General features: G+C 47.0%; 14 protein-coding genes. 5 read left to right on the forward strand and 9 right to left on the reverse strand.

The annotated features are described in order from the left end of the window. Position 1 precedes the first annotated feature (1 nt). The 9 genes from QF669_02090 to QF669_02130 all read right to left on the reverse strand — a co-directional run bounded on the left by QF669_02090 (position 2) and on the right by QF669_02130 (position 9,689). Positions 2–1,240: a hypothetical protein gene (locus tag QF669_02090; protein ID MDP6456236.1), complete on the reverse strand. Its 1,239-nt coding sequence runs from the start codon at positions 1,238–1,240 to the stop codon at positions 2–4. Further along, positions 1,227–2,486, reverse strand: coding sequence for a hypothetical protein (locus QF669_02095; protein ID MDP6456237.1), 1,260 nt, complete (start codon positions 2,484–2,486; stop codon positions 1,227–1,229). Before QF669_02095 ends, QF669_02090 begins: the two co-directional genes overlap by 14 nt. A gap of 29 nt (positions 2,487–2,515) precedes the next feature. Continuing rightward, the gene (locus QF669_02100) at positions 2,516–3,358 is read right to left on the reverse strand and encodes a glycogen/starch synthase (protein ID MDP6456238.1); all 843 of its coding nucleotides are present in this window, start codon (positions 3,356–3,358) and stop codon (positions 2,516–2,518) included. A 39-nt stretch (positions 3,359–3,397) separates the two neighbouring features. Beyond that, positions 3,398–4,252, reverse strand: coding sequence for a tetratricopeptide repeat protein (locus QF669_02105; protein MDP6456239.1), 855 nt, complete (start codon positions 4,250–4,252; stop codon positions 3,398–3,400). Positions 4,253–4,378: 126 nt separating this feature from the next. Further along, positions 4,379–5,602 carry an FtsW/RodA/SpoVE family cell cycle protein gene (locus QF669_02110; protein MDP6456240.1) on the reverse strand — a complete coding sequence of 408 codons (1,224 nt, stop codon included), beginning with the start codon at positions 5,600–5,602 and terminating at the stop codon, positions 4,379–4,381. Continuing rightward, the gene (gene mrdA / locus QF669_02115) at positions 5,599–7,374 is read right to left on the reverse strand and encodes a penicillin-binding protein 2 (protein ID MDP6456241.1); all 1,776 of its coding nucleotides are present in this window, start codon (positions 7,372–7,374) and stop codon (positions 5,599–5,601) included. The genes QF669_02110 and mrdA overlap by 4 nt, the downstream gene beginning before the upstream one ends. A gap of 6 nt (positions 7,375–7,380) precedes the next feature. Further along, positions 7,381–7,875: a rod shape-determining protein MreD gene (gene mreD / locus QF669_02120; protein MDP6456242.1), complete on the reverse strand. Its 495-nt coding sequence runs from the start codon at positions 7,873–7,875 to the stop codon at positions 7,381–7,383. Beyond that, on the reverse strand, positions 7,872–8,663 hold the full coding sequence (gene mreC / locus QF669_02125; protein ID MDP6456243.1) for a rod shape-determining protein MreC: 792 nt from the start codon (positions 8,661–8,663) through the stop codon (positions 7,872–7,874). Before mreC ends, mreD begins: the two co-directional genes overlap by 4 nt. Positions 8,664–8,672: 9 nt before the next feature. Then, positions 8,673–9,689, reverse strand: coding sequence for a rod shape-determining protein (locus tag QF669_02130; protein MDP6456244.1), 1,017 nt, complete (start codon positions 9,687–9,689; stop codon positions 8,673–8,675). A gap of 254 nt (positions 9,690–9,943) precedes the next feature. Here QF669_02130 and arsC point away from each other — a divergent pair, with 254 nt between their 5' ends. The 5 genes from arsC to QF669_02155 all read left to right on the forward strand — a co-directional run. Then, the gene (arsC, locus tag QF669_02135) at positions 9,944–10,297 is read left to right on the forward strand and encodes an arsenate reductase (glutaredoxin) (protein ID MDP6456245.1); all 354 of its coding nucleotides are present in this window, start codon (positions 9,944–9,946) and stop codon (positions 10,295–10,297) included. A 43-nt stretch (positions 10,298–10,340) separates the two neighbouring features. Further along, positions 10,341–11,111, forward strand: coding sequence for a sulfite exporter TauE/SafE family protein (locus QF669_02140; protein MDP6456246.1), 771 nt, complete (start codon positions 10,341–10,343; stop codon positions 11,109–11,111). A 31-nt stretch (positions 11,112–11,142) separates the two neighbouring features. After that, on the forward strand, positions 11,143–11,631 hold the full coding sequence (locus QF669_02145) for a GNAT family N-acetyltransferase (protein ID MDP6456247.1): 489 nt from the start codon (positions 11,143–11,145) through the stop codon (positions 11,629–11,631). Positions 11,632–11,808: 177 nt separating this feature from the next. After that, positions 11,809–13,443: an L-glutamate gamma-semialdehyde dehydrogenase gene (pruA, locus tag QF669_02150; GenBank protein ID MDP6456248.1), complete on the forward strand. Its 1,635-nt coding sequence runs from the start codon at positions 11,809–11,811 to the stop codon at positions 13,441–13,443. Between the two features lie 146 nt (positions 13,444–13,589). Next, a partial coding sequence (locus QF669_02155) for a GTPase (protein MDP6456249.1) occupies positions 13,590–14,021 on the forward strand: 432 nt, incomplete at its 3' end.

Here is a 14,021-nt window from a genome sequence, read left to right on the forward strand (position 1 = left end):
TTTATCTCCTTCTTCGCTTCACTAACCAGATATCTCCTATAGTCAATCCAATGGTGAATTGACGGATGATCTCAGGATTATCGGTAAGAAACCCTTTTCTACTCGAAAACTGAAAACCAAAGTCAATCTGGTTCTGAGTCAGCCCGAACGGGATACCAAGACCTACAGATAATCCCCTCTCAATCAGGGCATCTTCAGCACGGAAAATGTAATGTTGTCTTCTATAAAATCCAATGCGGTAATGCAACAGATCAAAGAAGTCCCGCGACCCAATAATACGCTCCCTTAAAAGACCTACACTCAGTCGGGAAGCGTCCCCGAAAGAACCTGTCAACGAATTGAGGACATAGTCTTCTTTCTCCTTAAAGTAACGGCCTTGATATTCGACTCCAAGATGCAGGTTACCAGTCAGATGACGAGCAATGCCACCCATGACAGTTACAGGCAGGGGGAATTCCTCGGGAGATTGTTTTTCGGAATCGACATAAGGAAAATAATCCGTCCTGACAACCTTTGATTCACCTACCGGTACTTTCAAACCGAGATAAAACGTAGACTTGAGTCGTTCTTTTCGTTGAGATGAAGTGAAGTATAGTGATGCCATGGTACCCCGGTACTCGGAGTGTCTGCGGTAGTAAGGATACTCATTATGGTAGTACCCGGACAGAAAGCTGACGGGGAGTAGAGCGGTTGTAGAATCATCGAACGTTCCGAAGAGAAAGTCGAGATTCAGTCCAAAAGAATTGGTCTCATTGAAGCGCCAAGTACCGCCGATAAAAAAACTGCTGATGCCGCCAGAACCGATTAGACTCTTTGCCATGCCGAGCGTATCATCCGCAAAGATCACCGACGCGGCACTGCTGTCAACAATAGAGAACTGTTTGCGCGACAAGGGCGCAACACCTAACCCCAAGGCATATTTGCCACGGATGGGAATAATGAACGACGCATTCGCCAGACGTCCGAAACCCGCCCTAGACTCACTTCCACCGTATTGAACTTCGCCTGTATTATAGTGCGCTGAAAGCAATGTAAATGTCAGGTTAGCCCAAGTTGAAGGATTCTCAAAAGAGAACCAAGAACTGTGAGCGGAGACCAACCCTACACCACCATAACCCACACTTGCGGCCGCTCCGCGGTCCAGGATGATTCCGTGCAGAGCAGAATTGTAAGGTGACTGACCGTAAGTAACAGCCGTCAAGACAAGAAACGACAGCAATCTCACTCTAAGGCAACGCATAGAGGATCTCCAAGCGTGGCGCTGTTCCGGCCAGATCACCGGTATGTAGAGCGACATAATCGAAAACGGATGGTGAACTGACCATCATTAGTTTGAGCCCAAGATTCGTGATTGAAGAATCTTCCACCACTCGTTCACTAATGATCGACTGGAAAACATCCTTCACATCCAGAACAAAAGTAGAATCGCTGATCACTGCCGTCGGAGAAATGGTACCCGCCACGATCAAATGCTCAAAAGTATCTTCTTCCATGACGCCTTCCCCCCACATCCAGCTGTCAACAGTATCGGAGAGTGTAAATATCTGCACCTTAGTGTCGCTTTCAGAGGTGATTGCACTCGCACTATGAGCAACTGGCAGGATCAGGTTTGCAGCGATGACTACGGCAATAGAGGGGATCTCCAGCGACTCCAGATCTGCCCGGATGAGAGTGCGCAGACCTGCTGCAGCACCGGCATAGCTCAAGGTCGTGTCAAAATGCGCATTATCAAGCGGTGGCGGAATCACTATGGAGAGATCATCTACGATGTTCACCGTTATAGTTGAATCAATCGGAACGGCTGTTGTGTCAGCAGCACTATCAGGAGCAGTATGATAAAAAATCCTGAATGCAGGCTGGTTCTTCGTGCTCTCGGAAGAATGAAAAGCGAGCATGGTTGAAAGATCGTCCGCTGCTTTGACAACAAACAACCGCTCCTCATTCGCCGTATCCGCCAGACTCATAACAAAGCTGGAGTCTAGCCGGAATTTTACATGTGTCAGGCCAGCGGTATCGATGGAAGTGAATGACGGCAGTTTGAGAGAATCCGATGGTAACCAGTCAATATTGGTGTAATTTGACTCAATCTCAGAATAGAGCGTATCAGACTCAAAATAACCGAGTGTCAACGGTATATCGTTGAGCACTGTATCGGTTTTGGAGGTATCAAGCGTCATCTCAAAATGTGCGCTGTCCACTAACATGGATGATGTTATCACATCTGAAACAGTACTAAGTTTGAAGAAGGTAAACGGCATCTCAAAGTCGCGTTTCTTGCCAAAGTAAAGAGCTCCATGACCTCCCAGCGACGGGGGAATCTGATATGTCTTGAAAATAATTTCGTTAGTTATAACATCGTGTGGATGTACAAAGGTGTCTTCATTCAACTCTGTAACGAACGGATCATCTGTACAGGCAAAGAAATAAGAGACAAGAATGAACAAAAAAACGGTCAGCTTGCGGAGTTTATAAATGTATCTGGTCAAGGTGAGTCTATAAGTGAAACGAGAAAGTTTCAGGCAAAAAGCTCTTCGATAAAAACGTTTATTTCGTCCGCGACCGTTCTATAGTTTTCCTCTGAACTATCTTTCAAAGAAACCGTTCTTAACTTTGATTCAATAGCTTTGTATGAGGATTCAAAGTCAGTATGGGAGGAAAGTTCCTTTGAGATTTCGGAGCCGGGGCGATCAATTGCAATCACAAGATCGGCAAATTGACATGCTACCACAAGAGAATTCCTACTCTTCCCCTCACCGCCGGAACTTTCTACTTTGACTCCCAGCTTCTCATAGATTCCGGCTGAAACTTGAGCATAGTCGTCCAAGCTGTGAAGAAGTTGTACCGTTTTGATATCTTTGTAGAAATCTTTACCAGCGAAAAGTTGCTTGTATACTATAGGTACCGATGCCGATTGCCAGTCGTTACACAAGATGACATCCGGACTCCAGAAAAGGTGTGTCAGCATACAGAGAGCCGTTTTACTGAAAAAGGCAAACCTTTCATCATTGTCACTTAGAGGACGACCATTCCGCGATTTATAGAGCAGAGGATTCAACGGCTGAAACCAGTCAGGGTGTTCCATGAAATAGACTTGCACCCGTGTCTTGGGAATGAACGCCGATTTTGCTGAGGCCATCACAATATCGCCATTCATTTCACATTCGATCTCGCGCAGTCTGATGACTTCTCTTAGTGTATACTTCCGTTCGCTGATGAACCCGTACTTCGGCGACGTCAGCCTGACGTCATGTTTGTGCTCCTGCAGTCTTATGGGCACATATCTGGCAAAATGTGCCAGATCGCCAGTTTCCGAAAAGGGGATGATTTCAGATACTAAAAAGTAGATTTTTCGTGACATTATTGTCTCTCCTAAACTGGCACAGGTGAGTTAAAATAATTACAGCTGACGGAGATACTGCTGTGCCCTTTGGGTATACTCGCTGTCAGGATATCGATCAAGGAGTTTCTGAAACTCATCACGGGCTTTGTCCAGATTACCCATTTTCTGATGACAGATTCCTAGTTTTATCTGGGCATCGTCCCACTTGTCATTCTCCTCAAACTGAAAAACTTTCTGAAACTCGAGAACGGCCCGTTTGTAATTCTTAAGCGAATAAAAAGCTTCGCCAAGCCAATACTGACTGTTATCAGCCAATTTGTGATTCGGATCAGCACCAGCCAGAGCAGAGAAGCCTTCAATAGCTTTATGAAAGTCACCGTTCTGATACTGACTGAGAGCCTTCACATAGTTACGTTTGAACTCATCTGAACTCATCCCGCCGGCCCTACTCTCCGCTTTGCCTATCCGCATGCCGTAAAGTTCATTGAAGCTCTTTGTCAGTGTAACGATCTTATTCTCGATCATCATGAGCTGCTGCAGAATCTGCAAGTTACTGCTGTCAGAATAAGCGGCCTTATCCTCCAGAATCTTTATCTTGTTTTGGAGCGTATTTATTCGATTGATTACCATAATGGTGGCACTATCTGACTGGGCCTTCGAGGAAACCATGGCATTGAGAGCGTTTTCCACATCCGGGATCACAATCCCCATAAGCTGGTTCAACTTAGTCTCCAGCGTAGCCACCCGCTGTTCTAACTTGGCTGCCTGCTCACCCTGCGAACTGGAAGTTCTTTTCGTCTGTGATTGACGGGCTTGAGGCGGTGAATTAACAGTGGGCTCTGGATCCACAGCGTGGGTCACACCAAGCAAGATGACCATAAAACTCAGTACGCGTACTGTACGAATTATCATAATGTGATCAATTAACAGACTCCAACCTCGGCAAAATAGACCTTGGAAGTTACTCTTCTCGACGGTAACTATCAACAGTTTTTGGTCCTAAAAATTGTTACACAATCGGTCAAGTTCGTTCCGCAGTTATTCGTTGAACTCTACCGACATATTCATTGCAAGCCCCAGCATGGCATAACAAGAAAGAAGAAAGGTCCCTCCATAGCTGAGAAACGGAAGCGGCAACCCTTTCACCGGCAGAAGATTCACTGTCATACCTACATTGACAAAGATATGAGCAAGGAAAAGTGTGGCAATCCCAATGAGAACGAGGCTAGGAAAACGTTCAACGGTTTTATACGCTGAATGAATCAGATCCAGTACCAGAAACGCGAACAGACCAAGTATCAGACAGACGATCACAAATCCGAATTCTTCACCGATGACAGAGAAAATGAAGTCCGTCTCCTGCTCCGGCAGGAACTTAAGATGCGTCTGGGTTCCTTTCCCCCACCCCTTACCCCAGAAGCCGCCTGAGCCGATAGCTGTCTGGGATTGAATGACCTGATAAGCAGCGCCCTTGGGATCGCGCGAGACATCGAAGAATACGAGGATTCTTTCCTGATGATAAGGCTTCAGCTGACCCCAGAAATACGGTGTCAGGAGACCGAGGAAGATATTACCGAAAAAATTGCTAAGCCCAACCCTTAGTGTCGGCCGGGAGCGGTAGAGAATAACGGCCAAAATGATAATCCACAGCGTGAATGAGTAGTAGTTGGACGCTGTCATAATACTGAGTATAGGAGCCAGAAGTAAAAACAGGTGGACAGGTTTGGCACCAACCCAGAAGAGCATGGGAATAACGGGAGTGAGTACGATGATCGCAGAGCCCAGATCGGACTGTCTCAGAATAACAGCTGCTGGGATAAGCGCAATTATGATAGGAAAAGCCAGCGAATAAATTTTCTTCATTTCAAGATTGTAGTCCGACAAATACCTCGCCAGGGCGATTACCAAGAACCACTTAATCGGCTCGGACGGCTGAAAACTGACGCTTCCCAGAGAGATCCATCTATGAGTCCCCGCTACAGTACCCGTAAGAAAAGGAATCAGCAATGCACCAAGTCCCAGCCCAAAGGCAACGTAAGCATACTTATGAATAATCCTAGTTGAAGGAGAGAAACAGACAACAAAGATCAAAAGAGAAGGAATAATCCAGAGAGCGTGCTTTGCGAACCTGGATGACAGGGAAATTTCACCTGCGTGGGAAGCGATACTATAAAGGGCCAGCAAACCGAACCCGGTCAATATCAGACCAATTACGAGCCATCTTACAGAAGATTCTCCCAGCTTTGAGATAAAACGAATCATCTAAATGTCAATTGATCCTTTTTATCTTGGAAGTATTCGCGGACGATACGAGCGGCAAGAGGCGCGGCGGCAGTACCACCTTTACCCCCGTGCTCCACCAGAACCACAAGAGCAATCTTCTGATCACCTTTTTCAGCAAATCCTATAAACCAGGCGTGCAAGTCACCAAGGGGGTTCTGCGCCGATCCCGTTTTACCAAAGAAATTGACATCTGAAGCAACAAAACCCGGACTGTATGCTGTTCCATCAGGGCTGTTTACTACATCAAACATCAAGCGGCGAATCCTTGACCAAGTAGATTGTTTAAGAAACAGACGATCGCGTATCTCCCTGATTTTTGATTCACTCTCTGCTTGAATAAGTGTCAGCTTTGGGATTTCGCCCCTGGCGGCCAACAATGCCGCAAAATGCGCCATCTGAAGCGGGGTTACCAGGATATCACCCTGACCGATGGCTATATTCAGGAGATGCCCTTTTGTCCAGCCACGTTTCCCATATTTCCCGTCCATGAAAACGGTATTAGGAACGGTACCGCCATATTCTTCTGTTACCTCAACCCCTGTCTTTTGACCAAAACCAAACATCATTGCGTAACGATGCCATGAATCGAGCTTAATGCGCTGAACAAGCTGATAGAAGTAAATGTTACAAGATTCTACTATCGCTCTCGATAGATTCACGACTCCGTGGCCTTCCTCTTTCCAACAGCCGTAAAATCGATCACCGTAGTGATAAGTTCCTGAACAGGAAACGGTCCAGCCGGGATTAACCAATCCTTCCTCAAGAGCAGTAATAGTAGTAATGAGCTTCATAGCTGAACCGGGAGGATATATACCCTGTACGGCTCTATTAAAGAGCGGTTTGTTGCCGTCCCCGGTGTATTTTCTCCACACCTCAGGTTCCATAAAACCAGCGAAATCCTCCAGTTGATAGTCCGGCTTACTCACCATAGCCAACACTTGACCCTTCACAGCATCAAGAACAATTGCCGACCCAATCTTGCCCTCCATGATATATTCAATATTACCTTGGAGATTTCCGTCAACAGTCAGATGGATATCTTCGCCGGGTACCGCTGGAATAGGCGGTCTTTCTTTGACCGTACCGACTTGTCTGCCGTACGCATCCACCTGTTGAAAATAGGTGCCTTTCTTCCCGCGGAGTACAGATTCGAACTCTTTCTCTATTCCCTGAGCACCGATAAAATCGCCAGGCAAATAGTCCGGACCATCAAGTTCACTGCGGGCAATCTCGCGTAGATAACCGAGCAGGTGAGAAGCTCTAACTCTTTCCAGTTTAGGATAATAACGGACGGGGAATTCAGAATAGATAACGCCGGGGAGCTGATTCTTGTGTTCTTCTACCAGACTTAATCTTTCTATGGGGACATCGCGTGCGATGCGAGCCGGGAGGAAGCGGCCTCTATAGTATTTATTAAGATTCTCAATTACTTCGGCACTGTTCATTTCGAGATAGCTGGCAACAATCTTCAACTCCCGATCTTTATCAACTATTTCATCCCTGATAATAGAAATAGTGTAAACTGACCGATTCGCTACCAGAATATTCCCGTACTTGTCTAGAACTTTCCCTCGAGGAGCATAGGTGGTGATGGGACGGACGCGATTATATTCTGACAGCTCAAAGAATTTGTCGTACCGATAGATTTGAAGAATGAAGAATTTGGTGATCAGTAGAGCAAACAGCGCCGCCGCCACACCATAAACAACATTCCTTTTACCAGTGGTGACATATATTTCACTCTTCAGCACTGAAAGTTATGCCAGCTTATCGTTTGGGTGAACGCGGTGAAAAGGGACGATAATCTGCATTATGCCGATGAAGACAAACGTGTATCCCGCAACCAGAATCCACGTTCCCCAGAAAAGAGGCTGAGAAGATTCATAAACACTCTGATAGCGTACATAGACGTACACAACGAAGTGCAACAGTCCCACAGCTACCCAGGCAATGTGAAATACGAAAGGATTCATACGGTGGAACTTTCCCTGCAATCTTCCAATCAGGAAACCGGTAATGGACTTCGTCAGAGGTGCCAAACCGATAAGGGATCCGGCACTGAGAAAATCTTCAATGATGCCGAGAGCGAAGCCGTAGATAACTCCCTGCATGCTTCCGTTCTTCAAAGCCAAGTAGATGACAAAAATAAGGAGGAAATCGGGGCGGATGCGTTGAATTGTCAGGTACTCTGACAGGACAAACTGAAGCAGAAAAACTGCGAAGGCTCCAATGGCAGGATGTCTCCAGTTCACCTCGCCTCCTTCAAAATCACAAACAGGTGCTGGAGCGCCGTAAAATCGGTAAATGCATCTGCTACAACAATTTTGTGCAGCATCTCCGGTCGCTCTGTTACGCCAACAACCAATCCTACCGGGAAATTCTCGGGAAAAATATCACTGAAACCAGAAGTAATAATCCGTTCGCCGATTCCCACATCGACCGCTTTGGGTATCTCCCAAACCTCAAACGTTTCGCCACTCTTCCAGCGCAGAATGCCCGTTGCCGCGGATTTTTCAAGCTTCACACTTATGCGGAAATTGTAGTCGGTCATTAATTGAACAACGGACGTTTTCTTTCCTACTGAGACAGTCTTACCAACAACACCGCCCAAACCGACAACAGCGTAATCTATTCCGATTCCATACTCGCTACCCGTATCGATAGTGACCGACGAAATCAACGGCGCGATCCCTTTATTAATAATCCTGGCCGGAACCAATTCATATTGGCTGACTCGTTCATAATCCAGCATTGCACGGAGTTCCTCATTCTCTGCCTTAAAACTCAGAAGCGAACTGTTCAAGAATAACAACTGCATCACCTTCTCGCGCAACAGCTGATTTTCCTCCCGCACTTCACTGATTCCTCTTACCCACAGGACCGGCTGATATAAGACGGTCAAGACAGTATTAACCTTGCTCTGGATTAATCGAACTTCAGGTGATTCACTGTAAGAGAGAAGATAGATTGAAACAACTATTGCGAGGAAGAGTGAAACGTAATCTCTTCGCTCAAAGAGGAAACCGAGAAATCTGCGCATTAAGAAGAGCTAAATGAGGACTTCGGCATACTTCTTGATATTATTGAGGACTATGCCTGTGCCCTTGACAACGTCCAAAAGAGGAAACTCAGAAACGTTTGCCGCCAAGTGCGTTCTTTCACGAATGTTTTGATCCAGACCTTTCAACAGTGCCGTTCCGCCCGTAAGGATGATGCCACGATCGAGAATATCGACTGACAGCTCTGGCGGCGTCTTTTCGAGAGTTCGTTTCACCGCATCAACGATTTGGGTTACAGTATCCTTGAGGGCTTGCCGTAGTTCATCAGAGGATATCTCGACTGTTTTCGGAATACCGGAAACCATATCGCGCCCCTTTACGGTAATTGGCTTATCATTCATGCGCATGGCTGTGCCCACAGAAACTTTAATTCTCTCCGCGGTCGGTTCACCGATTTCTAACTTGTGTTCGTTACGAAACCAAGAAACGACTGCCTTGTCCATGGCCCTTCCGGCTACCCTGATCGTCTCTTTCGTGACAACACCGTTGAGGGCAATGACAGCAATCTCTGTAGTCCCGCCACCAATATCTACGATCATATTGCCCACAGGCTTGCTTATATCGAGGCCGATGCCGATGGCCGCAGCCACGGGTTCCTCAATAAGATATATCTCACGTGCATTAGCTCTTTCACCGGAGTCCTTCACAGCACGCCTCTCCACCTCAGTAACACCGCTGGGAACACAGATGACCATTCTGGGACGGGCTATCCGATTGAATCGAATCTTCCTGACGAATCCTTGTAGCAAACCGTCAGTCATCTCGAAATCGGCAATTACACCATCTTTCAGAGGTCGGATCGTCTCTATGTCCCGGTGAGTCTTGCCAACCATCTCATTCGCTTCATTTCCCACTGCAAGGATAACTCCGTCATTAATTCCCCGGGCAACAATGGATGGCTCATTAATAACCACCCCCTTGCCCTGAAGCCAGATAAGTGTATTGGCCGTCCCCAAGTCAATGGCGATATCACCGGAAACCCATCCACCCGGACGGAAACTATTCATTTACTCTACTCACGCTAAAGAAATAACAAATTTAGATGATTTTCCCTTCCTCGGAGTCCTCGGGAGGGTTATAAGTTACTGTCCGGCAAACTACTAGTCAATCTGAATCTAAGCAATCATGTGTATATCACAAGCGAGATGAGAAACCAAACTGGAAATGAGAATTTTTCAATGGAAGTAATTTTTATCTGAATAGAATAAATTCGACCAGTAATCAATCCACTGAAAGTAGGTAAAACTAATGGAGGAACCAAATGAACGACATTACCAACTATCATAACCCGCGCTGATCAAAGATCCGGGAATCCGTGCAGATTCTCAGAGATAAGGGAGTTGAGCCTCAGATCGTGGAGTATCTTAAGACGACGCCTGACGCGACTACCCTGAAGAAGCTGGCTTCAATGATGGGTCTCCGCCCCAAGGATTTTATCCGCAGGCGTGAGGTCGATTTCAAAGAGCTTGGACTGAAGGATAAACTGGAAGACGACGCTGAACTTTTTCGACAGATGGTAGCACATCCAAAGCTGATGGAGCGCCCCATTGCAATAAAGGGAGATCAGGTAGTTCTCGGGCGGCCGCCAGATAGAGTGCTTGAGCTACTGCATTGAAAGATGTGACAGGTTGGTAACGACCTGAAAGATCAACTCCCTGATGGAATACATAATCGTTTCACTTGTCGCTCTGTTGGTATCGGGGTTAACGCTCTTCTCGGGCTTTGGTCTCGGTTCTCTCCTCATGCCCGTCATGGCCATTTTCTTTCCCATGCAGGTAGCGATCGTAGCAACTGCCGTTGTTCACCTGGCCAACAACTTTTTCAAACTGTCACTCTTTGGCAAATATCGTCGCGGCGACGTAGTGGTAAAATTCGGGATGCCAGCAATCGTTTTTGCCGCCGCCGGGGCTTGGATTCTAACACGCATCTCAGGTCTTCCTCCCGTTGCAACTTACACCTGGTTCGCCAGACAGTTCGAAGTAGAATGGGTGAAACTTATGATCGCCGCTCTCATAGTCATCTTCGCATTGATTGAGGTGCTGCCAATGTTTCGAAAACTCGAGTTCAGCGTCAGCCTGTTGCCGTTGGGTGGCGTTCTAAGCGGCCTGTTCGGCGGACTTTCCGGACACCAGGGAGCCATGAGAAGTGCCTTCCTCGCTAACACAGGACTTACTAAGGAACAGTTCATCGGTACGGGTGTCACCATCGCTTGCATGGTTGATATCACCCGTCTCACCGTCTACGGCGTTAATTTCTCTATCCTAGAATTAGAAAATAGTAAACTTGTCCTGGCCGGATCTCTGGCGGCATTTCTCGGTGCTTACCTCGGAAAGCGAATGGTTGAGAAAGTGACTATGATTCATATCCAGAGATTTGTTGCCATATCATTAATCGTCCTGAGTATTGCATTAGGGTCGGGTCTTATTTAAAGAAAAACTTGAATAGACAAAGGAATTAATTATGATCACTATCCGTAATGCGACAGAAGCTGACATAGCTATTATTGTAGCCTTTAATAGTGCCCTTGCTGAAGAAAGTGAAAATCGATCCCTGGAACCAAAAATTTTGAAGAGCGGCGTCACTCAATTTCTGCAGCAACCGCAACAGGGATTCTACACTCTCGCTGAAGTAGACGGTGAAATCGTGGGACAGGTGATGATCACCACCGAATTCACTGACTGGCGCAACGGCGTCATGTGGTGGATTCAAAGCGTCTATGTGAAACCCAAATACAGGCGACAAGGTATCTATCGAGCTCTCCACGAATATTTAGCCGAATTGGCCGCAAAAAAAGAGGAAGTCCGCGGTATCCGTGTCTATGTACATGATGAAAACAAGTTAGCGCAACAGGTATACCTGAACCTCGGCATGGAATGGTCCGGCTTCAAGATTATGGAGAAAGACTTTGTCTTACCACCGGTCGGCAGTACAAACAAGTCAGCTGATTGACCCTCTTCAGGAAACAGTTCGCACTTATGTCAGTTTTGCAACGACAAAACAGACCCAGCAGAAAAGCTCCACAATCGAAAACTATACTGTCTTTCCCTTGCCTGCCAGCTCCCCCTTCTCCTAAATTTAATCGTTATCTGATCCAGCATAATCATCTTTTTACAATCTATCGGAATCATGACTAATAAAATCATTCCCTGTCCAGAACCGGTAAACGAACCCATCAAGTCGTACGAACCGGGCTCTGATGAACGTAACAGTCTTATGGCAGAACTGAGGAAACTCCGAACCACCGAAATTGAGATTCCTCTTATTATCAGCGGCAAAGAGGTACGAACCGGCAATTTTACCGATTGTGTTATGCCTCACAATCATCAGCACATCCTGGCACGATACCACAAAGCGGGCAAGGCGGAAGTCAATCTGGCAATAGAGAGTGCGAAGGAGGCGTGGCACGATTGGTCACGAAGTTCACTGGAAGAAAGATCAGCAATTTTTCACACAATGGCAGATCTTCTGGCGGGTCCCTATCGCAATCTCCTGAATGCGGCGACCATGCTGAATGTAAGCAAGAACGTCTTCCAGGCCGAGATCGATTCAGCTTGTGAACTTATTGATTTCTACCGCTTTAATCCGTGGTACGCGCAGGAATTATACAGTCATCAGCCGATGTATTCTCCCAAGCCAACGAAAAACCGGACAGAACACAGACCGCTGGAAGGTTTCGTATTCGCGGTGACACCGTTCAATTTTGTCTCTATCGCCGGGAACCTCCCCACCTCCCCTGTCCTCATGGGCAACGTTTCGCTCTGGAAGCCGGCTTCCAGCGCTGTCTTCCCTGCATATTACCTGATGAAACTTTTCCAGGAAGCAGGCATTCCAGACGGCGTTATCAATTTCATCCCGGGACCAGGCTCTAAAGTTGGACCAACTGTTTTGCCGAATACCGATCTGACTGGAATCCATTTTACCGGCTCAACAGCTGTCTTTCAGTCCATGTGGAAAACAGTTGGAGAAAACATCGCCGGCTATGCTACTTATCCTCGCATCGTGGGCGAAACTGGAGGCAAAGATTTCTGTGTAGCTCATGAATCCGCCGATCTCGACGCCCTAGTTACCTGTATGGTGCGGGGTGCATTTGAGTATCAGGGACAGAAGTGTTCCGCACTCTCGCGGGCGTACATCCCGTCAACCATCTGGCCGGAGGTGAAGGATCGGTACACTGCCGAAGTGGAATCCATCAGAATGGGAGACGTAGAAGATTTCACGAACTTCATGAACGCGGTGATAGACAAACCGGCTTTCGGCTCAATTGTTGACTACATAAACTACGCAAAAGAATCGTCCGACGCCGAGTTTCTCACGGGCGGAGGCTATGACGACTCGGTGGGCTACTTTGTTGAACCAACTACTATCATTACTACCGATCCCCACTTCAAAACGATGGAAGAAGAGATATTTGGCCCCGTCCTGACTATTTACGTTTACGATCCCAATGAATGGCAGGATACTCTGCAACTGGTTGATCGAACGTCGATCTATGCCCTGACGGGATGTATTATGGCTCAAGACAGAGCTGCCATCGATGATGCCTCGCTAGCACTCACTCATGCCGCGGGTAACTTCTACATCAATGATAAGCCGACAGGAGCTGTGGTAGGCCAGCAACCATTCGGCGGCAGCAGGGCATCAGGAACGAACGACAAGGCAGGTTCTATCTGGAACTTAGCACGCTGGGTTTCTCAGAGGACCATCAAGGAAAATTTCGATCCCCCAAAAGATTATAGGTATCCATTCATGGCTGACGAATGATCAGGTTCATCAAAAGAATTCTCGGATTCAGGAGCTTCTTCGGATTCAGCTAACATTTTCTCCTCTCAAAGCAACTCCTGTTCCAAGTGCGATGGCACGGGGTTTTCTATAGAATCAAGCATAAGCTGCGAAAGGCCTGAACAGATATGAGAAGAACTCGAGTCCTCATCATGGGAGCCGCTGGGCGTGATTTTCATGATTTCAACGTAATCTACCGCGATGATCCGCAAAGCGAGGTTGTCGCCTTCACGGCAACGCAAATCCCCAACATCGAAGGTAGGCTATATCCACCCGCTCTCAGTGGTGAACTGTATCCCGATGGGATACCCATTCTGGACGAGGCTGATCTGTCCCGTCTGATATCTGAAATGAAAATCGACGATGTAGTCTTCGCCTACAGCGATGTTTCCCATCAATATGTGATGCACAAGGCGTCGGAAGTCCTGAAGTGCGGGTCAAATTTCAAGCTCTTGGGTGGCGAAAAGACAATGATCAAATCTAATAAACCGGTAATAGCAATCGGCGCTGTCAGAACCGGATCTGGGAAAAGTCAGACGACTCGGCGAGTGGCAGAAGTA

The sequence above is a fragment of the Candidatus Neomarinimicrobiota bacterium genome (genome assembly GCA_030743815.1).
Taxonomy (GTDB): domain Bacteria; phylum Fidelibacterota; class Marinisomatia; order Marinisomatales; family S15-B10; genus UBA2146.